Here is a 21,536-nt window from a genome sequence, read left to right as displayed (position 1 = left end):
AAGTTAATGGTGGTGGTCTTTTAGGTGGCATCCTTGACGGTCTTTTAAGTTCTGTTGCTGGAACAGTAAATTCTGTTACTGCTGACTTATCTACATTCTTGAACAAAACATTAGTTAATGTTGCGAAATTTGTTTGGAGTTTGTAAGAAAAACCGAATGATAACCCTTGTTCCAAACCAGGAACAAGGGTTATTTTAATATACGACTATGGCGCTATCTTCACACTCTGCAGAAACAATATCTTCCACCTCTATTGTTTACCGTTCGCAGATCAGTAGGTCCAGCCAACTTATTTATCAGGTAACCGTGCTGGTTGTTCTGGGAACTTTTGCGGCATTGCCCTTTATTAAAACTCCAATCAGTGTAAAAGGCAATGGTGTATTACAATCCTCTCTGGAAAAAACAGAACTTTTGATACCTGTTAATGGCCGGCTGATCCAATACAGGCTGGCAGATAATAAAAAGCTCAACCAGGGGGATACACTTCTGGTGATTGATGCCGGTTTGCCAAAGCAGCAAACCGTACTGGTGCAAAACAGGGCCGGGCAACTCCATCAATTTATACAGGATATTAATATCCTGCTGAACTACAAAAAACAAAGTAAATTCAATCCTCCAACCCTGCAGACCGGGCAGTACAGCGCCTCCTGGCAACAATTTGCACAGGAGCTGGAAAATGCAGATGTCGCCAAAAGACAGGCGGAGAGTACTTTTGCACGCTACAATAAACTTTATCAGAATAAGGTGCTTACTGTAGCTGAATACGAAAAATATAAGTTCGAAATGGAACAGGCGGAATCTGCTTATCTGATGGTCCGCACAAAATACAGAACACAGTGGCAAACGGAAGCGAATGGATTTAGAAACGAACTTCGCCAGTTGTCTGGTCAGGAAGCAGAGCTGAGCGAACAGAAAAAACAATATGTACTTCGTGCGCCAGTAACAGGGTCTGTTCAAAACCTGCAGGGCCTGCAAAACGGGGCATATGTCTTTGCCAATCAGAAGATCGGAGAGGTATCACCGGATGCAAGTGTAATGGCTTACTGTTATATCAAACCTTCGGATATAGGGCTAATCAGAAAAGGACAGGAAGTGAGGTTCCAGATTGATGCCTACAACTATAACCAATGGGGTTCTGCAGCGGGAAGGGTGGTCGATATCTCGGATGATATTGTGATTCTTAACGGGAACCAATCGGTATTTAAAGTAAAATGTATCCTGGACCAAGATCACCTAACCTTAAAAAATGGCTATAAAGGTTTCCTTAAAAAAGGGATGAATTTTACGGCGAGGTTTACCGTAACCAGCCGGAGTCTGTATCAGTTGCTGTATGATAAGGTAGATGATTGGGTGAACCCCAATGTAAATGGAAGGAAATAAGGTTATGAGCATCAAAGTAAAACAAAGGGACATTACAGATTGCGGTGCAGCCTGCCTGGCTTCCATCGCATCCTATTATAAATTAGATCTTCCCGTGGCCAGGATCAGGCAGTTTGCCGGAACGGATAAAAAGGGAACTAATGTTTTGGGAATGGTAGAAGCCGCCCAAAAGTTAGGCTTTGAAGCTAAAGGGGTGAAAGGTTCTTTCGACAGCTTGTTTAAAATCCCAAAACCAGCGGTAGCGCATCTTATTGTTAAAGAGATTCTGGAGCATTATGTGGTGATCTATAAAGTCACCAATAAAGTAGTCGAAGTTATGGATCCTATCGACGGGCAGATGTACAGTAAACGCCATGAAGAGTTTAAAAAAGAATGGACGGGAGCTTTGGTGCTGTTGCTGCCTTCGGATGACTTTGAAACCGGCAATGAAAAAGCTTCGGTATACGGGCGCTTCTGGAACTTGATCCGTCCACATAAAGCAATTCTGATTCAAGCCTTGTTTGGCGCCATTGTCTATACGGTTTTAGGACTTTCAACCTCAGTTTTTGTACAGAAACTGGTCGATTTTGTGATGGTAGATGGAAACCGGAACCTGCTGAACCTGATGAGTATGGCCATGGTAATCATCCTGATGATCCAGCTTTTTATTGGTACGGCTAAGACTGTTTTTACCCTTAAGACCGGACAGATGATCGATGCCAAGCTTATCCTGGGCTATTATAAGCATTTGTTAAGGTTACCTCAACAGTTCTTTGATACGATGCGGGTTGGAGAGATCATTTCCAGAATAAATGATGCAGTAAAGATCAGGACCTTTTTAAACGATGTGAGCATCAATTTCCTGGTGAATATATTCATTGTGTTTTTCTCCTTTGCCATGATGTTTACTTATTACTGGAAGCTGGCCCTGCTCATGCTTGCGGTGATCCCCTTGTACCTGCTCATTTACTATGTGACGGACAAACTCAATAAGAAAGCACAAAGAAAGCTAATGGAAGATTCTGCTGAACTGGAATCTCAACTGGTGGAAAGCCTGAATGCAGTAGGAACGATAAAAAGGTTTGGCCTGGAGTCTTTTGCGAATGAGAAAACAGAAACCCATTTTATTAAACTGCTGAAGGACGGATTTAAATCGAATATGAATTCTGTTTTTGCGGGGACATCTTCTGAACTTACATCACGTTTATTAACCATTATTCTGCTTTGGGTAGGCGCAGGTTATGTGATTGACAGTACCATTACACCGGGAGAATTATTGTCCTTTTATACCTTGATCGGTTATTTTACAGGACCAGTTTCTTCGTTGATCGGCATGAATAAAACAGTGCAGGATGCGGTGATTGCAGCAGACCGGCTTTTTGAAATTATGGATCTGGAACTGGAAAAAGAAGAAAACCAGATTGAGCTGACCCCAGATAAAATAGGAGATATACATTTTGAACATGTTTCCTTTCGTTATGGTACCAGGGTTGCTGTTTTTGAAGATCTGAATCTAAAAATTCCAAAAGGAAGATTTACGGCCATTATTGGAGAGAGCGGATCCGGAAAATCAACACTAATGTCCTTATTGCAGAATATTTATCCGATACAGAGTGGAAACATCCGGATTGGGAAATATGACCTGAAATACATCAATAATTCCTCGCTCCGTCGACTGGTGTCTGTGGTTCCGCAGCAGATTGACCTGTTTGCTGGCAATGTGATAGATAATATTGCGATTGGCGATTATGAGCCGGACATGCAGAAGATCATAGATATTTCTACACAACTTGGGCTGATTGGATTTATAGAATCGCTGCCCAGGGGATTTCAGACCTATCTTGGGGAAAACGGAGCTTCCTTATCCGGAGGCCAGAGACAGCGTATTGCTATTGCAAGGGCTTTATACCGTGACCCGGAAGTGCTGATCCTGGATGAAGCGACTTCTTCCCTGGACTCTGCATCGGAAAAGTATGTGCAGAGAATGATTGATATTTTAAAGGCGAGACACAAGACGGTCATCGTAATTGCGCATCGTCTGAGTACGCTGAATAATGCAGATAAGATCATTGTACTGGATAAAGGGGTGGTCATAGAACAGGGAAATCACCAGGAATTGAGGCATAAACCCAATTCTCACTATGGACATTTGTGGAAACTTCAAATGCCGGAAGAAGTGTAAATGAGGCTAGCGCAGAAATAAAGATTCTTTATTATTTTTACGGCATGAAACCATACCTATATCTGCTTTTTCCCTTGTTGCTCTCTGCATGTAGCCAGGGATCTAAACAGTCTGCTGCAAAGGCAGAACAGAAAGAGGCAACAACAGAAGTTAAGGCAGATACAGCAGCTAAGCGTATTTCTGCAGATGCAAAAACGATTCTGAGCAGGAAGGAAGTGCCAGTACTGTGTTATCACCAGATCAGAGACTGGAAGGCTTCGGATTCTAAAAGAGCCCATGATGATATCATCCCCCCGGCGCATTTTAAAGAGCATATGAAAATGCTGGCTGACAGTGGTTATCATACCATTTTACCCGATCAGCTCTATGATTATTTAAATTATGGAACAGCCCTGCCTTCAAAACCGATTATGATCAGCTTCGATGACACAGATCTGGACCAATATACCATAGGTGCTTCAGAATTGAAAAAGTATGGATTTAAGGGGGTGTTTTTTATTATGACAGTTTCTATAGGAAGACCCCGTTACATGAGTAAAGCACAGATTAAAGAACTTTCCGATGACGGTCATGTGATTGCCAGCCATACCTGGAACCATAAGAACTTTACCCAGTTTACCGAAGAAGACTGGAAGATCCAGATAGACGAGCCAACTAAAACCCTGGAAAAGCTGACCGGTAAAAAGGTAGAATATTTCGCTTATCCTTACGGACTTTTTAAAGCTTCACTACTGCACAAATTAAAAGAACATGGTTTTAAAGCCGCTTTTATTCTTTCCACCAAAGGGGATGAAACCTATCCTTTATATACCATCAGAAGAATCATAGATCCGGGAACGTATTCTGCCAGAAATCTATACAACAGCATTCAGAAGAGTTTTAATAAAAAATAAAGCCGCTGGTTAACTTGGATTTTTTGGTTGTGAACCCTTAAAAGGTTAACAATTAGTTAATCCGGAGCAAGAAATACAGCAACAGGCATTCGATAGTTTTGTAAAAAAATTGTGATGAAGCACGAAGTTTCCTCGCAAGCAGAAACAAAAACTACCGAATGAAAAAACTTCTATTCTTATTCCTCAGCAGCTGTATGGTCTTGCTGAGTGGATCTCTGGCCTTTGCTCAGAATGAAACAACTGCTTCTCTAAACGGCACCGTTGCAGATGCAAAGGGGCCTATCCCGGGTGCAACGGTGATTGCCATTCACGAACCTTCGGGTTCAAAATATAGCACGACTACTCGTGCTGACGGACGTTATAACCTGCCAAGTATGCGGATTGGTGGGCCTTATATGGTTTCGGTTTCTTTTGTTGGGTTTAAAACCCAATCTGAACGGGTAGAAAAGCTGGCTCTTGGGCAGAACTCTACACTGAATTTTAAAATTAATGAAGACAGCAACACACTGACTGAGGTTTCTATTACCGGCGTACAGGGAAAAGTATTCAATTCCGGACGTACCGGGGCATCGCAGAACATTTCTCGTACAGCCATTCAAAATCTGCCTACACTGAACCGCAGTTTTACCGATTTTGTAAAACTAACGCCTCAGTTTTCTGTACAGTTCGGAAGTCCGAGTTTTGCGGGAAGAAGCAATGTAGGTAATAACTTCACCATTGATGGTGCTTTGTTTAATAACGCCTTTGGTTTACAGGGTACCATTGGTAGCCAAACGGGTTCCCAGCCCATCAATATGGATGCTTTTGAAGAGATCAGTGTAAATATTGCACCTTATGATATCCGTCAGAGCGGCTTTACCGGTGCTGCTATCAATGCTGTAACACGTTCTGGAACCAATGAATTTCAGGGAACTTTAAACAGTTATTATAGAAATCAGGACCTGGTGAGTGAACAAAACTATGCGGGCCTGAAGACACCAGTTAACAATTTTAGTTTGAAAGGTTATGGCTTTACCTTGGGTGGTCCAATCATCAAAAACAAGCTTTTCTTTTTCTTAAGCGGAGAGCTGGAAAGAAGATCGGATCCGGGTACCAGCTTTGTGGCTTCCCGCAATGGAAGTACCGGGCCAAACGTTTCTCAGGCTAAGGGAGAAGATCTTGATAAGCTGAGTACCTTTTTACAAGGTCTGGGATACGATCCGGGACCATATGAGAATTATCCGCTGAAAACCAGGAGCAATAAACTTTCTGCAAAGCTAGATTACAATATTGACGATAAGAATACCCTGAGCTTAAAATATTTCTATTTCAGGTCATTTAAAGATATTTTACCTAGCAACAGCGGGGCACCAAAAAGCCTGCGTCAGCCTTCCCAGACCGGCTTGCCTTTTCAATCTGCCGGTTACGGGATCAACAACAATATGGACAACGTGAACCTGGAATTCAGAACCCGGTTCAACAATAAAATGTCCAACCAGTTAACCATTGGCTTTAACAATATGAATGATTTCAGGGAATCAAAAGGCAATAAACCTTTTCCTTTGGTAGACATCATGAATGCCGACGGAGGCTCTTATACCGCTTTTGGAATGGAGCCATTTACGGCTTTCAATATTTTAAAAACGAAAGTGTACCAGGTAACCGATAACTTTAATATCTATGCAGGTCGTCATGAGATTACTTTGGGGGCCAATTATGAGGGCTACAGAACTTCTAATGGTTTTGCACCGAATTATTACGGTACTTATACCTTCAATAGTCTGGCCGACTTTTATAATAGTGCAACGAATGGCGTTTCCAACGCCACAAAATATCAGATCCAGTATTCTGTAATGCCTGATGGATCTTTCCCATACGCCACCATTCAATCCAATATGTATGGTTTATACGTACAGGATGCTTATTCTGTAAGCGATCAGCTTAAGTTAACGGCAGGCCTGCGTGCAGATCTGACTAATATTTCTTCTGGTTCGGTGATGCGAAATGAGAATGTAGAGAAACTGACTTTTGCAGACGGAGAGAAAATTGATGTCAGCAAATATCCTAAATCTGCGGTGTTATGGTCGCCAAGATTGGGCTTTAACTGGAATGTGAATAATGAAGGTAAAACACAGGTTAGAGGGGGTACAGGATTGTTTACCGGCCGTCCGCCCTTGGTTTGGATTTCTAATCAGGCCAGCAACAACGGGGTACAGTTTGGTTCAGAATCGATCAATAACCCAACAGACCGTCCTTTTACGCCAAATGTGGATGCTTACAGAAATGTAAACCATGCTACTGCGGCAAACAATACGGCTTATAATTTAGCAGTTACGCAATCTAACTTCAAGTTTATGCAGGTATGGCGTTCCAATCTTGCTGTTGACCAGAAATTATCTGGAGGAATTACCGGAACACTAGAGGCTTTGTATTCTAAAGACATCAATTCTGTTTACTTTCGGAACGTGAACCTGAACACCTCAGACTATAAACTACTGGCTGGTGCAGATAACCGGCCAAGGTATACCGGTTCCAGAATTTATGGTTCCGCTACGCCAACTCCGACCAATCCAAATATCTCTGATGCGATTGTGATGACCAATACCAATAAAGGGCACAGTTTGTCTTTAACAGGAACTTTGTCTAAAGAATTTAAAGGCGGTTTCTTTGCGACTGCGGGTTATACTTATACCGATTCCCGTTCTGTAAATGACGGTGGTACTATTGCACAATCGATGTGGAGGGACCGTTCTGTTGCCGGAAACCCGAATACAGATGAAATGTCTTACTCTACCTATATGGTTAAAAACCGGTTTATTGCCTCTCTGGCTTACCGGAAAGAGTATATTAACCATCTTGGAACAACGGTGTCTATGTTTTACCAGTTGCAGGATGGTTTACGCTATTCTTATACCTATGGAAACGACCTGAACAATGACGGATTGAGTGGAAACGATCTGATTTATGTGCCAAAAGACAAATCACAAATTAAACTGGTAGCAGAGTCTGCAGCAGATACCCGTACAGCAGATCAATTGTGGTCGCAACTGGACAGTTATATCAATCAGGACCCTTATCTGAACAAGAGAAGAGGGCAGTATGCCGAAAGGAACGGATTGGTTGGAACTATGATTGGGACGCTGGACATCCGTATTGCGCAGGATTTGTTTGCAAACCTGGGCGGCAAGAAAAATTCACTGCAATTTACCTTTGATATTTTCAACTTTGGAAATATGATCAATAAGACATGGGGCGTGCCTAAGTTTGCTAATCGTGCGAACGGCTTGCTGAATTTCAAAGGATTGGATGCAAATGGTCAGCCTACTTTCTCTTTCCCGTATCTGAATGCAGGTAGTGCAACACCATTGGTGAATACATTTTCCAATAGTATTGACGAAACTGCAAGATGGAGAATGCAGATTGGTGTTAAATATAAATTCAATTAACAGAAGAATCTATAGCCATGAAATTTCGGGGGATGTTGAAAAGCATCCCCCTTTTTTTATTACATTCGCTCCATGTCGTCACACCACATTGTAAAGGAAAAACAAGAGCCAGCCTTATATATTCATCAGCTGGGAGATTTTGATACAGAGTATCTCGGACAGCTGCTGGAATGGAGTCCAACGCTAATCGTAAATGCCGGAGAATATGAGAAGATCATCAGTTTGGGGCTGAAAGTTGACTTGGTCCTGAATGGGGTTGACAGCACTTTTTCCCAGGAACATACCCGGACCATTATGGGGCCGGGCGATGATTTTAATACGGCCCTGAACTATCTGATCTCTGAAAAGTACCCTGCGGTGAACATTATTGCTGCGGAGAACAAGCTTAAGGACTTGCTGTATTATGTGCCACTGATCAATGTCGTACTGTTTACCTCCACCCAAAAAGCCTATGCTATTAAGAGCGGTTTTAAGGTTTGGAAGCCGGCTGGAAGTATCTTTTTGATAGAAGTGCTGTCTTACTTTGAAACCACCAATTTAAAGCAAAATGAAGATGAAACCTTTCAGGTGCTGCACGACGGATTTGTCGAATTTATTTTCGATACCGAATACTTAATCATCAGTGAAAAATTATGATCCTTTTAAGAAAAGCAAAAGAACAGGATATTCCCCTGATCCGGGAAATTGCAGCAGCGACCTGGGGCCCTACCTATGTACCTATCATCGGTCAGGAACAGGTAAATTATATGCTGGAAAAAATGTACAATGATGGAGTGCTGCTGGAGCAAATGATGCAGGGACATCTCTTCCTGATTGCAGAGATTGGGAAAAAAGACATGGCTTTTGCAGGTTATTCCATTACAGACCATGACAATAAAGTCTATAAATTACACAAACTGTATGTGCTTCCCGAAGCACATGGTAAAGGTGTAGGAAAATTTTTAATCAATGAAATTGTAAATGCCATCCGGGAAGCTGGCGGAAAAAAACTGCAACTAAATGTAAACCGGGAAAATAAAGCGAAAGACTTTTACGAGAGGGCAGGTTTCCAAATTAAAGAAACCGTTGACCTGGATATTGGCAACGGTTTCTTCATGAACGATTATGTGATGGAAATGGATATTTCTTAAGTCTCTATTGTTGTAATTTAGGGATTCGGGTCGGGGTATCCGTTCCCTTTACAATAGACAAAGCACTTTTGGCAATGGCCTTGATGGTCATCAGGATATTCTCTGTATCCAGGCTTGAATATTCATCTTTTACGGTATGGTAAAGTTTGTCCGTATCAATCTGATCCGTGCTGATGGTATGTGCCGGAACACCTAAAGCCGCCAGTGTGGCATTATCGCTTCTGTAGAACAGGTTTTGTTGTGGATAAGGATCCGGGTGAAAAGTAAAAGGAGATCCTGCCAGGTTTTTCTGAAGGATCTTTCCAAAATCAGATTTATCAAAGCCTGTAATGAAGGCAGAATTCTTGCCGAATTTACTTTCTTTTCCGATCATTTCAATATTAAACATGGCCACTACGTCGTCCGGGTTCAATTGCTGCGAAAAATAACGTGCGCCAAAACCACCAATTTCTTCTGCGGTAAAAGCAACGAAGATCAGTGTACGCTCATTATTATGTAGTTTTTTATAGTATTTGGCGAGGGCAATCATGGCGGTGGTACCTGAAGCATCATCATCTGCACCATTTGCAATGCTGTCCTGATCTACTGCAGGTAATATACCCAAATGGTCATAATGTCCTGAAAAGATCACCAGTTCTTTGGCTTTTGATTTTCCAGGGATCATGCCCGCAACGTTAAACAGGGGCATTTTGCTGATGCTGTTTTTTAAGTTTACCTTAAAATTATTGGCTACAGTATCCTGATCGAGGACAAATACCAGGGCGGAGCTGCTTTCTTTGAGGTCTTTCTCATCCAGAACACTTCCTGATTCCAGGTAGGCCTTAATGCGTTTAAAAACATCTACGAATTTTACATCAACCAGGACCAGCTGTTTCTTTTTATTGCGTACAATGGTACGGTACTGCTCCATGAAAGGTTTTTCAGGATCCATTTTGATCCAGCCATCGCTATTGGTGTTGTCAAACTGCAGGGCTTCTGAATGATTTCCCACAACCAATACTTTTTCTGGCTCGATGGTTTTGCCATCCACAGAAACTTCGGTTAGAGAGGGTTTAAGCTGGTATTTGTAAAAGGTCTGTCTGTATCCATCTGCTCCTTTTAGTGGCTGCAGACCAATCTTTTTAAATTCTCCTTCAATGAAAGTAGCGGCTTTATCAATACCCGGGGTAAAAGTGCCCCTGCCCTGCATATCATCGCTGCTAAGGGTCTTAATCAATCCATCTACATAATCTTTGGTAATGATCTTATCTATATTCTGAGCAGCGGCAGAGCCGGTGATACAGAAGGCGATAAAGAAATACAGTAGTCGTTTCCTCATAGTCTTTTTTATTCTTGTGTTCTTATCTGTTTTTTACGTCGCTCAATTTCGGTAGAAATTCTGGTTTCCTGTATCTGATCGGTGACTTCTGTTTCAAATTCCTTGTCTTTATCCGAACCGTGCATTTGTACCTGCTCCAGATTGGCTATGGCATAATCATAGGATCCGCGTGCGCTCATCATTTTTACAAACACGGGTAAACATTCAAAGAAAATAAAAAGCAATCCAATAAAAGTAACGGCAAGAGAGGTGTTGAGGTCTCTGGTGCCATTGGGATTAAAGCTGAGCTGTCCAAGGGCCCAGTTCCTGTCGGCAAAACCTGCAATATTAGTCAGGCTGTCGAGTTCCTTGCCTGTATATAATTTCTCTGTCATCAGGCCATCAAACTGTTTCCGGTCATCTACAAAACGTTCCAGTTTCCGGACATCTGCGCTCAACGTATCCAGGTTCTGCTCTCTCTGCTTCAGTTCGGCCTCTTTACGTTTGGCATAAGGCCCGTAGCCCATCACACCCGAGGTTTCAGTGGTCTTGTTTCCAAAAATCTCAAAGTTAAGCTTCTGGCGGTCGGCTTTGATGCCATTCTCCAGGGAATCCCGTTGTGCTTTGGCTTCTTTGAGTTTGCCAAGTTCAATTTTATATTTTTTATCAAAGGAGCCATTGAGGGTATCAATCTTGGAACGTTGGTTGTTCATATAGCTTACTTTAAGGCGTTCTTTGATTTCTTTATCAAAGATCTTCAGCTCCAGGGGACGGGAAATTACCATCCCGATCATAATGGCCAGCAAGATTCTTGGTGTGGCTTGCAGGATCTGCTTGGTAGAGGAGGCATTCTTGTCAATGGAAGAAACGATATACCTGTCCATATTAAAAATAGCCAGGCCCCAGAGCAGGCCAAAAAATAAAGCGAACAATACCGCTGCGGTATCGCCCTTAAATACAAAATACATGGCATAGCCACCAGACAGAGCCGCAAAAAGACCGGTGAAAAAGATAGTGGCTCCAATGCCGATATATTTGTTGTGTTCTGTAGGGTGTTTCTCCAGGGTACCAATATGTACACCGGAGCAAAACCAGAAGAAACGGCTGATCGAATTCATGATGAGGTCAAAATTAGTAAAGACTTACTATTAAACGCTTGCCACACAGAGTTGTTACAGCACGATTTCTAAAATATTTTGAAATTGTCACATTTTCCGGTGGGCGGATCTCATTTATTTTAAATGATTATCTTTGAGAAAAATTGAATACAATGAAGGAAGTTACTGTACAAGAACTTAAACAGAAAATAGACAATAAAGAAGATTTTCAACTGATCGATGTCAGAGAGACTTTTGAATATGAAACCTCTAACTTAAACGGAGAAAATATTCCTCTTGGCGGATTGCTGATCGAAGTAGACAGAGTGGCTACAGATAAGCCCGTAATCATCCAGTGCAGAAGTGGCAAAAGAAGTGCTGCTGCGGTTATGCAATTGGAACAATTACATGGTTTCACCAACCTGTACAACCTAAAAGGTGGTATTTTAGCCTGGCAGGAAGCTTTTGATCCGAATATGCCGGTATACTAGTATGAAGAAGAAAATTGCATTAAATGTCTTCTATACTATAGGGATCATTGTGTCTGTACTGGGAATAAAATGGGGCTTTCAGAACCATAATTACCCGGCGGGCGGATTGTTCATTGCTACAACGATATTTTTTTTCTATTTGAAGATCAAACTGACCAAAGAGTTTCGTCAGGAGATCAAGAACCGAACAAATCAACCTTAATTCCTTCCAGGCCCAGGCCTGGAAGATCCTTTAACTGATATTTCCCTTCCTGGAATTCCGGGATTGTAAAAGGATTGTTCTTGGTGAGCCACGGTCCATCCAGATCTGCCCAGTCGCATAAGGGTGCCAGGGCAGCAGCTGCAAGAGAGGCACAAGAAGTCTCACTCATGCAGCCAATCAGAATTTTCATTCCGTAACTTCTGGCTTTTAGGATCATTTGATGAGCCTCATACATCCCCGCACTTTTCATCAGTTTAATGTTAATGCCATGGTAAGCTCCTTTAACCTGCTCCAGATCGGCCAGACGTTGCACGGCTTCATCGGCCAGGATAGGTATTGGGCTTCTGCCGGTCAGCCAGGCATTGCCTTCAGTATCGGCTTTATTCATGGGCTGCTCAATAAGCACCACACCCTGGTCATGGAGCCAGTAGATCATGTCTATGGCTTTCTTGCGGTTGTCCCAGCCCTGGTTGGCATCAACATACAAGGGCAGGTTGGTCAGGCTTCTGACTGTGCTGATTAATTCTTTGTCATTATCCCGGCCCAGTTTAATCTTAAGCACCTTAAATCCTGTTGCATCAGCTACCTTTTCCCGGATCACTTCAGGACGGTCAATGCCAATCGTATAGGACGTGACGGGCATTTTCTGCGGATCTGCCCCGTAAATCTGGTAGCAGGGTTTTTGTTGTAATTTACCATTCAGGTCGTTCAGAGCAATGTCTATCGCGGCTTTTATGGCGGGGTGCCCCGCTGCAAGGCTATCCAGGTAAGCGATGATCTCTGGAAAGTTAAAGGGGTATGTAAAGCGTTTCCAGTCTACTTTGGCCAGAAATGCTGCAGCAGATTCGTTGCTCTCCCCCATATAAGGGACCATGGAAGCCTCTCCATAACCTTCTGCCTGTTCATACCTGAGCCTGAGCAGCAGCAGCGGGGTACTGGTTCTCGAAAATTTAGCAATGGCAAAGGGATGTTTAAGGTCAAGATGATAGGAAATATAAGAGGCCTGCATAAGTTTTTTAGTCGTTTGGTAATATCAAGGTTAAAAAATGAGCCGTTTAACGAATGTAAAAATAATATGCCTAATATTGCGCTTTCTTATGAACAGTTCAGTATACCAGCCCTTTAAAAACTTTGATTTTAAGTATAAAAACTGCTTTTTAAGCGGTGATACTTTTAACTCGCCCATACAAGAAGTAAATATTTTGCCGGCCTGGCTTTTAGAGGTCGCCAATTACACCGGAGAAGAGCAGATTAAACTGCTTGATGAAAGTGTGCGGTCTTATAATGCCTTAAAGGTGCCTTGCAATACAGAAGTACTGGAGCATTTTATACAGCCCCTGGAAGAGAAGGTGGCTGCTGCTTTTGCTAAAGGTTATCAGGGCGTATCCCAACTGGAAGAAAGAGAACTTTTCCAGTGGATTGGCAAGTTTATGTATGGGCTGATCTATATAGAAATGAATGCGGCCATCCGTTTGCAACAACTGAGTGGCGATGGATTGAACATGTCACAGGGGCTGATGCATAAATTCGGCAACCTGAACACCATGATCCAGAGCATCTACCTGGATGTGGTTTTTGAGGATTTTACTCCTTGGTCTATCGTAGTGGTGCCACTGGAACAAGCAGATCATTATTTTAGCTTCCGCGATGAGATCAATACCCTCACTTTTTCTTTGAAACTGAAAGATTTTGGAATTATTGCCTGTTTGCAGGACAATGGGACCAATAAGAAATTTCACCAGGAGATCCTGGATTCTATTGCAGGTAAGGCTTTGTCAGAGCAGCAATATGAAGAACTTTGCGCACGTTTCTTTTATTCGGCTTACCTGTTCAACAGGCTGCCGGAATATGGAATCATGCCGGTAGAAGGTACAATCTATATCGATGCTATGCCATTGAAGGGCACCTTAAATAAACCGCTTTTCGACGTTTGGCAGCACAAAACCTATAGCCAGGTGCTGGAAAACTTCTGGAAGCCATGGAACCTGACTTTATTTGAGATCATCAAAGATCCCACTGCCCCGGTAAGTCATTTTCATCCACCCTTTTTACCTGAAGTTTAACGAAAGGCCGAACCGGCACCGGTTAAAGCGGCAATGAAATGAGGAATAATTGCCGGCTCCAGTATAATGGTTACAATAACACCAGTGATGGCGCCGAATAAGTGGGCGTCATGGTTAATGTTGTCTCTTGAGTTTCTGGACATGTACCAGCAATAGATCAGGTAAAGGATACCGAATAAAAAGGCCCAGATTGGAATAGGCAAGGGGAAGATCATTAAGGTGTCCAGCGGGTAATAAAGGATATAGCTGAACAGGACCGCGCTGATGGCACCCGAAGCCCCTAGGCTGTTGTACCAGAAATCATCTTTGTGTTTAATTACAGAAGGAAGGTCGCTGAGCACCAAACCAAGGAAATAGACCAGCGCAAATTGCCAGTGACCAATAGTGGCTTCCAGTTTAAAGGCAAAGAAGAAAAAAGTAAACATGTTAAAGATCAGGTGCATCCAATTGGAGTGGATCAGCCCGCTGGTGATTAAAGTATAGACCTTGTTTCTCCTGTATACACTGTAGGGGTGCAGCATGAATTTACCAAAGAGAATATGATCGTTAAAAGCGTAGATGCTGGTTACCAGGGTGAACACAAAAATAATGGAGGCAACCGGTGTATGGTTTAAATATTCTATCATGTTATTTTAAGCTAATGGAAATATCGTTTTGTAGTCTTGCAATAGGGTATCGCAAATGTGTTTTTTCGTAATAATCAGAATTTTTATAGACAAATTCAAGCAGAGCATCCCCTTTTGCTGTGGGATCAGGATATTTAAGCTTTTCTTTTTCCAGTTTGGCCTTTAGTTCCGGGTCTTTTTCCAGGAGTTCTGCTGCGGTATCCTCAAAAACATAGGCCGAATAATGTTCTTTCTGTCCAAGTACGGAATCAAAGAAATTCCAGTTGAAGAAGGAGTCTGTGGCCTGGGGCTCCAGGGTTTCAACAATGTAGCGGTTCTGGGGCTGATTTACGTAAACGATATAGTCGCCTTTGTAAAAAGCCAGCTGTTGTTGCCGGGTATCCACTTGTACATTGGAATGCAGGTAATGGCCTTCAAAAGGGCGGCTAACGGTTTTGAAATCGGCAATATAATAGGATTCAACAGGCAGAACAGCGTCCTCCCGGAGCTCCTTTACCACCACATTGTTTAGTTTAAGGAGCTCAATCACTTTAGTCCAGGCTTTGGGGATGATATAAGCCAGGGGTTTTTGAACCGTCACATCAGGCAGGAAATGATTCCATTCTTTGATGTTGCGGGTATAAGGTTTATTGCGGTCATAATACAGTCTCGGTGCTCCGCTCACCTGGCTGGGTTTATAGGCGGCCTCATATCCTTTAAAAGGCAGCGCCTCATATTTTTCTTTATCCAGCTTCCAGGTCAGGGTAAATTCTTTTTGTGTGGCAACCTCGAGGTCTGCTTTTTTCTTGTTGTCTCCGATTTGCCGGGCATCCTTTACCACCAGGTCAATATAAGTTTCCAGAAGTTTATAGGTCGATTCTACCCGCTTGTCATAACTTTTGAGCATGTGTGTCTCCGGCATAAAGCCAATGGTATTGTGCAGTGTGGTATAACCTGTAGAAAAGCGTGGTGTTTCCAGGAAGCCTTCAATGCCGGCATCGGGTGTTTCTTCTACTGAATTTACATAGGGTATAAGTTCAAATCCCTTTTGTGCCATTTGGGTATACAATGCAGGGAGCATGCTGCCGGTCAGGTAGGCAGAAAGTATGGGGTTCAATTTATCCTTTTGTGTTGGGATCAGGGTCATGGTATACTGGTAGTCTGCACCATTGCTGGTATGGGTGTCGACAAAGATTTCCGGTTGCCAGAGGTTAAAGATCTGCTGAAAGGCAGCAGAATTTTTAGAGTCGGTTTTAATGAAGTCGCGGTTCAGATCATAGTTCCTGCTGTTGCCCCGGAAACCATAGGCCAGGGGTCCGTTTTGATTGGCTCTGGAAGTGCCTGTTCGGTTATAGCTTCCGTCTATATTGTATAAAGGAATTATACAGATTACTGTATTTTCCGGGATTCTGTCGTTTTTAAGCAGGTCTCTGGCCAGCATCATGCAGGCATCCACACCTTCCGGTTCTCCAGGATGGATGCCGTTGTTGATCAGAAAAATCCTTTTGTTGTTCTTCCGGATCTGGGCCGGATCGAAGATTTTATCTTTGGATAAAACCAGCAGATGAAGAGGCTTTCCAAAATCTGTTGTACCGTAAGTAAACAGTTTGGCCTGGGGGTAAGCTCGGGCCAGTTTTTCGTAATGTTCAATAACCTGTGGATAGGTGGCTGTTTCTTGCTTGTTGCTAAGTTCGAAAGGCGTTTGCTGAGCGGAAGCTTTCATCATGCTGAATAAAATAATAGATAAGATCAGGACTCTCATTTAATATTGGCGAAAAGTTTTTTTGGACAGTCCGATGGGGCCAAGGTTGTACCGGATCCCGATACTAAAATAGGTGTATATATCCGGCTTTCCATTGACCAGGCGCACAGTCGAATCGTCATAGCCGTCCAGACCCTCTCCAAGGGTAATATTGGCTTGATAGTTGAAGTTTAATACATAGCGGTAAACCCCATTTTGATCGGCCAGGTAGAAATTGATGCCCAGGTTCAATGGAACCGTGATTTCTTTGCTTTGGTTTTCGCCTGGGAACACATAGGAGTTGGCGTCAGTGGTACCATCCTCGTAGGGTTTGATCCGGACATTGCTTACTTTATTCTGGATCAGGCCCAATCCGGCGCCTGCATATAGTCCTTTAATGGCGCTCAGAAATCCATTGTGTTCATAGTCTGTCAGTGCGCCGAGATAGAGTTTTCCATTGGCGGTAACAGATTTATAGGTATTGATGAACTGGCGGTGATTGGGGTCGGTTTGCTTGTCGCCTCCATTGATCTGACCTGCCTGTGCCTCCAGACCCAGACTGATAAATGGCGTAAACATATAATCTGCGGTTACATAGCCTGCCAGTCCGAAATCATGCTTTTTTAGATCAGCAAAAGACTGGGTAATTCCAGCTCCGCCTCCAACGCTGATTTTATAAAAATTAGATTGTGCAAATACACTTAAGGAGAGCGAAAGGAATATAGCCGTAAATATTGTTTTCAAGAGATGCCTTTTAAGTTAGTGTAATCTTTCTTTACCTTTGGAGCCTGTTTACAATGTAGTAAGTTTAAACAGACTCTTATTCTTTAAAATTATGCTAAAATATCAAAATAAAACAGAATCACTGGCAGAACGCTTTAAGAAGTATGTGCAAATAGATACGCAGTCTGATCCACAGTCAACCACCACGCCCTCAACGGAAAAACAGAAAAATCTGGGCCGTGTACTGGTAGAAGAGTTGTTGGCAGCGGGCATTGAAGATGCACATCTGGATGAGCATGGTTATGTTTATGCTACAATCCCTTCCAATACCGACAAAAAGGTGCCTGTAATCTGTTTTTGTTCACATATGGATACTTCACCGGATTGCAGCGGGCTAAATGTAAAACCGATCATCCACCGCAATTATCAGGGGCAGGATTTGGTTTTGCCGGATGATGAAACCATTATTCTGAAGTTGCAGGAGCACAAGGATCTGAAGAACCAGATTGGAAATGATATTATTACCGCCAGTGGCACAACACTGCTGGGCGCTGACAATAAAGCTGGTGTGGCGGAAATCATGGAAGCTGCGGCTTTCCTGGTGGCCAACCCTGATATTAAACATGGAACCATTAAGATTTTGTTTACGCCTGATGAGGAGATTGGACGTGGTGTAGATAAGGTTGACCTGAAAAAACTGGGCGCAGATTTCGCTTATACCATCGACGGAGAAACCCTGGGTTCTATAGAAGACGAGACCTTTTCTGCAGACGGAGCGGTATTAACCGTTAATGGAGTGAGCTCTCATCCGGGTTTTGCCAAAGGTAAGATGGAAAGTGCCATTAAGATCCTTTGTGCGATTATTGATGCTTTACCGAAAGACCGTTTAACGCCAGAAGCCACCAGCAATAAAGAGGGCTTTATTCATCCGGGAACCATTCATGGAAATGTGGAACAAGCCCAGGCCAGTTTTATCCTCCGTGATTTTGACGATGCCCTGCTTGCCCAACATGGAGAAACACTAAGGTCGGTAGCAGAAGGTGTGCTTAAATCTTATCCAAATTCTACTTTTGATTTGACGATCAAAGCACAATACCGCAATATGAAAAGCGTACTGGATCAGTACCCTCAGGTGATTGAATACGGAACATTGGCTATTGAAAGAGCGGGTGTTGAGCCGAAGAAACAAAGCATTAGGGGAGGAACAGATGGTTCCCGTTTATCATTGATGGGCTTACCTTGTCCAAATATTTTTGCAGGCGAACATGCTTTTCACGGTAAACAGGAGTGGGTGTCTGTACAGGATATGGAAAAAGCCGTGCAAACGATCATTAATATTGCTGCGATCTGGGAAGAACGCGCATAAGGACCTATCCTAAAAAGATGTAGAGGGTGATCCTGAATCAGGGTCACCCTTTTTTATGTTGCTTCACAGCTACCTGGTGGTTAGCCGGAGCTGGGCAAGGTACTGGTCATACTCATCTTCCAGTACAATTTCGCATTGCCATCCAGCTTCTTTGGCCAGTTTCAACAACATAGCCTGATCCACATACAACCAGTTGAACCAATTGCCTTTTTGTTGTTTGTATTCGTACTGGTAGGCTACTTCTCCATAGTATTTGTTCTGCGGAAAGTCTATGTCCTGGTAGAGATAGGCAATATCTGAGCTGTCAAATAGCAATTGTCCGTCTTTTTTAAGCAGGCATTTGGACCATTGCAGGAAATCCTGTAAACCAGCAATACTTCCGGTTAATCCAATTCCGTTCATGAGCAGGAGCAAGGTGTCAAATTGCTGCCCTTTCAGAGAAAAGAGGTCTTGCTGCAATACCTGTTTCACACCCCGTTGTTTCATGATGGACGTAGCCTTTTCTGAGATGTCGAGTGCTGTAACCTCTATCTTTTTCTGCTGGAGCCATAGGGCATGGCTGCCGGCGCCAGCGCCTGCATCGAGTACAGTGCCTCTGCACAGCTCCAATGCTTTCAGCTCGATTTCGGGCATGTCTTCAGATCCCCGGAAAAAAACGTCTACTGGCATTTCCTCCGGGGTGTCATAAGAATTGTGGAGCCAGAGGGTCTCTGTTGTTCCTTTTATAAACTGATCTTGTAGTGCTTCTCCAAAAATGTCCATTGGGCAAAGATACTAATGATCTATAAATTCGGGGCAGATCAGATTTCGATCTCCTGATGCAGCTGCGGGATCAGGACCTGTTTAAATCCATGGTCGTTGAGCCGCTGGGCAAAGTGCTGCTGTACCGGGTATTCCCCATGTACAAGAAACAGTTGTTTAACTTTGACTGGGTCTTGGCCACCCAGGAAGTGGAGTAAATCTTCATAATCTCCATGTGCACTCATGGAACGGATGGATCTTACTTCAGCGGCTACCTGGTATTGTTCCCGGAAGATATAGACCACTTTGTTTCCGGCCAGCAATTTTCCGCCTAAAGAGTTGGGTTCGCAATAACCAACCATTAGAATGGTGTTTTTCTGATTGCCAATGTTGTTGCGGATATGGTGTCTTACCCTTCCGCCTTCTGCCATTCCGGATGCGGATATGATGACACATGGACGGGGATCGTTATTCAAGGCTTTGGATTCCTCTACGGTTTCTATAAACCGGAGGCCCTTAAAGCTGAATACGTCATGGTCTACTTTCATGACTTCTTTAACGCCGTTGTTGTATACTTCGGGATGGTCTTTCAGTACTTGGGTGGCTTTTTCAGAAAGCGGGCTGTCTACGTAATAAGCTACGTCGGGCAGTTTATGCTTGAGTTCAAGGCTGTTGAGCGCATATAGCAATTCTTGTGTGCGGCCTACACTGAAGGCTGGAATGATCACCTTGCCTTTTTTGATGTTACAGGTTTGATTGATGATCTCATAGAGCATGTTTTCTATGGGCTCGAGGTCTTTGTGCAGGGAGTCTCCGTAGGTAGATTCCATGACGATGTAATCTGCCTGGGCAAAATTCTGAGGGCTTTTCAGTAAGAGGTCGCCATAGCGTCCTACGTCTCCGCTGAAAGTGAGTTTAGTGGTTTTTCCTTCGTCTTGCAGAGTAAGGTGTACGGCGGCACTTCCAAGAATGTGGCCGGCATCTGTTAACCTCAGGCTGATTTGAGGATTGATCTCGAAGTCGGTATCGTAGTCTATTACTTTAAACTGTCCGAGGGCTTTAACGACATCGTCTTCGTTGTACAAGGCTTCTTCTATGGGTTGACCTTCTTTTCTCTTGCGGTTCAGGTATTCTGCGTCCTGCATCTGGATTTTTGCTGAATCCATCAACAGAATCCGGGTAAGGTCCATGGTTGCGGGCGTACAGTAAACAGGGCCGGTAAAGCCTTCAGCAACGAGCCTGGGGAGTAAACCGCAATGGTCTATGTGTGCATGGGAGAGTACCATGTAATTAACTTCTGATGGGGTAAAGCCGAAGTAACCGTTTAAATGGTCGGTTACTTCGCCCATGCCCTGGAACATTCCGCAATCCAATAGGATTTTGGTGTTGTTACTTAAGGTAATAAGGTGTTTACTACCCGTTACGACTCTCGCCGCGCCATGAAATGCTATCTTCATTGAGGTGTTCTATGCGCGTACTTTAGAGATAGAATCTTTCACGGAGTCGGCTACGTTGGCCAGTTTGTCTTTGGAGGAATCAAGGAGGTCAGCGAACCAGTCTGTTACGCTTTCTTTTAAATCGTCTCCTTTGTCGGTAGAAAGGATCAATGCTACTGCGGCGCCTAGTGCAGCTCCTGCCAGCAGGCCTGCAATTATTTTAGTTTCTTTTGTCATAATTTTAAATTCTAATTCGTTCGCTTAAAGTTAAACAAGTAAGGCAGTTTTTAGTTTTACGTTCTAAGATAATAATTTAAGAGGGTGAATTTTTTGGAAAATTCTGTACAGCTGCTCAAGACTAACGATATCAGGTCCGCTGAAGGAGCGGACAGATCTCTGAGGTCTTTCCGCAGCGTAAGAGAATTTTCCTTAGCAAATTGCAGAGGAAGGCGGTGACCAGGTGTGGTGCAGAAGAGAAGGAAATAGGATGTTAAGCTATATTAAGGACTATACAGGTGCATATCTGGTTGGGGTCTCAGTGGGGTCTTGTTGGGATAGAGGGTACCTTTACCCCAACAAGACCCCACTGAGATATGCGTCAGATACGATTCAGTCCAATAGAAAGTCTGTTTATCAATTTATATTCTGTCAGGACAAAATATGGAATTTGGTTTTGTACGGGTTTATAAAGCGACAAACAGGGTGTGCTATGCGCCCAGAGAAAAAAATGACGGTGTCTGGGAGAATGCCTTTGAGGTTTGCGAGCTTTTTCAGCTCGCCTAAGC

Annotated in this window: 19 protein-coding genes; 10 read left to right on the top strand and 9 right to left on the bottom strand. The window is 43.3% G+C overall.

The features are described 5' to 3' along the window. The first annotated feature begins 207 nt into the window (after nt 1–207). The 6 genes from DBR11_RS09880 to DBR11_RS09855 all read left to right on the top strand — a co-directional run bounded on the left by DBR11_RS09880 (nt 208) and on the right by DBR11_RS09855 (nt 8,989). Nucleotides 208–1,380 carry an HlyD family secretion protein gene (locus DBR11_RS09880; protein WP_108552109.1) on the top strand — a complete coding sequence of 391 codons (1,173 nt, stop codon included), beginning with the start codon at nt 208–210 and terminating at the stop codon, nt 1,378–1,380. Continuing rightward, on the top strand, nt 1,367–3,541 hold the full coding sequence (locus tag DBR11_RS09875; RefSeq protein WP_233260709.1) for a peptidase domain-containing ABC transporter: 2,175 nt from the start codon (nt 1,367–1,369) through the stop codon (nt 3,539–3,541). Before DBR11_RS09880 ends, DBR11_RS09875 begins: the two co-directional genes overlap by 14 nt. 44 nt (nt 3,542–3,585) lie before the next feature. Next, nucleotides 3,586–4,434, top strand: a complete 849-nt coding sequence (locus DBR11_RS09870; RefSeq protein ID WP_108552111.1) for a polysaccharide deacetylase family protein — start codon at nt 3,586–3,588, stop codon at nt 4,432–4,434. 158 nt (nt 4,435–4,592) lie between these two features. Beyond that, the gene (locus DBR11_RS09865) at nt 4,593–7,859 is read left to right on the top strand and encodes a carboxypeptidase regulatory-like domain-containing protein (protein WP_108552107.1); all 3,267 of its coding nucleotides are present in this window, start codon (nt 4,593–4,595) and stop codon (nt 7,857–7,859) included. 72 nt (nt 7,860–7,931) lie between these two features. After that, nucleotides 7,932–8,495 carry a thiamine pyrophosphokinase gene (locus DBR11_RS09860; protein WP_108552105.1) on the top strand — a complete coding sequence of 188 codons (564 nt, stop codon included), beginning with the start codon at nt 7,932–7,934 and terminating at the stop codon, nt 8,493–8,495. Next, nucleotides 8,492–8,989, top strand: coding sequence for a GNAT family N-acetyltransferase (locus DBR11_RS09855; RefSeq protein WP_108552103.1), 498 nt, complete (start codon nt 8,492–8,494; stop codon nt 8,987–8,989). Before DBR11_RS09860 ends, DBR11_RS09855 begins: the two co-directional genes overlap by 4 nt. Before the next feature lie 4 nt (nt 8,990–8,993). Here DBR11_RS09855 and DBR11_RS09850 read toward each other — a convergent pair whose 3' ends face one another. Together DBR11_RS09850 and DBR11_RS09845 are read right to left on the bottom strand one after the other, a co-directional pair. Further along, nucleotides 8,994–10,307, bottom strand: a complete 1,314-nt coding sequence (locus tag DBR11_RS09850; protein ID WP_108552100.1) for a M20/M25/M40 family metallo-hydrolase — start codon at nt 10,305–10,307, stop codon at nt 8,994–8,996. A gap of 8 nt (nt 10,308–10,315) precedes the next feature. Continuing rightward, a complete protein-coding gene (locus DBR11_RS09845; protein WP_108552098.1) occupies nt 10,316–11,404 on the bottom strand; it encodes a DUF4407 domain-containing protein in 1,089 nt (362 codons plus the stop codon). 152 nt (nt 11,405–11,556) lie between these two features. On the opposite strand from DBR11_RS09845, the gene DBR11_RS09840 reads away from it, so the two are divergent. Together DBR11_RS09840 and DBR11_RS09835 are read left to right on the top strand one after the other, a co-directional pair. Further along, the gene (locus DBR11_RS09840; RefSeq protein WP_108552096.1) at nt 11,557–11,874 is read left to right on the top strand and encodes a rhodanese-like domain-containing protein; all 318 of its coding nucleotides are present in this window, start codon (nt 11,557–11,559) and stop codon (nt 11,872–11,874) included. 1 nt (nt 11,875) lies between these two features. After that, a complete protein-coding gene (locus DBR11_RS09835) occupies nt 11,876–12,076 on the top strand; it encodes a DUF6358 family protein (RefSeq protein WP_108552094.1) in 201 nt (66 codons plus the stop codon). Here the strand turns inward: DBR11_RS09835 and DBR11_RS09830 are convergent. Next, nucleotides 12,051–13,085 carry a dipeptide epimerase gene (locus tag DBR11_RS09830; RefSeq protein ID WP_108552092.1) on the bottom strand — a complete coding sequence of 345 codons (1,035 nt, stop codon included), beginning with the start codon at nt 13,083–13,085 and terminating at the stop codon, nt 12,051–12,053. The genes DBR11_RS09835 and DBR11_RS09830 overlap by 26 nt on opposite strands. Before the next feature lie 88 nt (nt 13,086–13,173). Here DBR11_RS09830 and DBR11_RS09825 point away from each other — a divergent pair, with 88 nt between their 5' ends. Further along, nucleotides 13,174–14,139: a hypothetical protein gene (locus DBR11_RS09825; protein WP_108552090.1), complete on the top strand. Its 966-nt coding sequence runs from the start codon at nt 13,174–13,176 to the stop codon at nt 14,137–14,139. Here DBR11_RS09825 and DBR11_RS09820 read toward each other — a convergent pair. From DBR11_RS09820 to DBR11_RS09810, 3 genes are read right to left on the bottom strand one after another with little or no spacing between them, the layout of a single operon-like run. Continuing rightward, nucleotides 14,136–14,765, bottom strand: coding sequence for a rhomboid family intramembrane serine protease (locus DBR11_RS09820; RefSeq protein WP_108552088.1), 630 nt, complete (start codon nt 14,763–14,765; stop codon nt 14,136–14,138). The genes DBR11_RS09825 and DBR11_RS09820 overlap by 4 nt on opposite strands. Nucleotide 14,766: 1 nt before the next feature. Next, nucleotides 14,767–16,470: a M14 family metallopeptidase gene (locus tag DBR11_RS09815; RefSeq protein WP_233260708.1), complete on the bottom strand. Its 1,704-nt coding sequence runs from the start codon at nt 16,468–16,470 to the stop codon at nt 14,767–14,769. 36 nt (nt 16,471–16,506) lie between these two features. Next, the gene (locus DBR11_RS09810) at nt 16,507–17,229 is read right to left on the bottom strand and encodes an outer membrane beta-barrel protein (RefSeq protein WP_108552084.1); all 723 of its coding nucleotides are present in this window, start codon (nt 17,227–17,229) and stop codon (nt 16,507–16,509) included. Between the two features lie 91 nt (nt 17,230–17,320). Between DBR11_RS09810 and pepT the strand changes: the two genes are divergently transcribed. Beyond that, nucleotides 17,321–18,574, top strand: a complete 1,254-nt coding sequence (gene pepT, locus DBR11_RS09805; protein WP_108552082.1) for a peptidase T — start codon at nt 17,321–17,323, stop codon at nt 18,572–18,574. A gap of 69 nt (nt 18,575–18,643) precedes the next feature. Here the strand turns inward: pepT and DBR11_RS09800 are convergent, their stop codons facing one another. From DBR11_RS09800 to DBR11_RS09790, 3 genes are read right to left on the bottom strand one after another with little or no spacing between them, the layout of a single operon-like run. After that, a complete protein-coding gene (locus DBR11_RS09800) occupies nt 18,644–19,336 on the bottom strand; it encodes a bifunctional 2-polyprenyl-6-hydroxyphenol methylase/3-demethylubiquinol 3-O-methyltransferase UbiG (RefSeq protein WP_108552080.1) in 693 nt (230 codons plus the stop codon). Nucleotides 19,337–19,374: 38 nt separating this feature from the next. Further along, a complete protein-coding gene (locus DBR11_RS09795) occupies nt 19,375–20,772 on the bottom strand; it encodes an MBL fold metallo-hydrolase RNA specificity domain-containing protein (RefSeq protein ID WP_108552078.1) in 1,398 nt (465 codons plus the stop codon). A 9-nt stretch (nt 20,773–20,781) separates the two neighbouring features. After that, on the bottom strand, nt 20,782–20,988 hold the full coding sequence (locus DBR11_RS09790; protein WP_108552076.1) for a YtxH domain-containing protein: 207 nt from the start codon (nt 20,986–20,988) through the stop codon (nt 20,782–20,784). Between the last annotated feature and the right edge of the window lie 548 nt (nt 20,989–21,536).

The organism is Pedobacter sp. HMWF019, assembly GCF_003061025.1.
Lineage (GTDB): Bacteria > Bacteroidota > Bacteroidia > Sphingobacteriales > Sphingobacteriaceae > Pedobacter.
The sequence above is the reverse complement of the archived record's forward strand: the minus strand, read 5'-3'. Positions and strand labels throughout refer to the sequence as shown.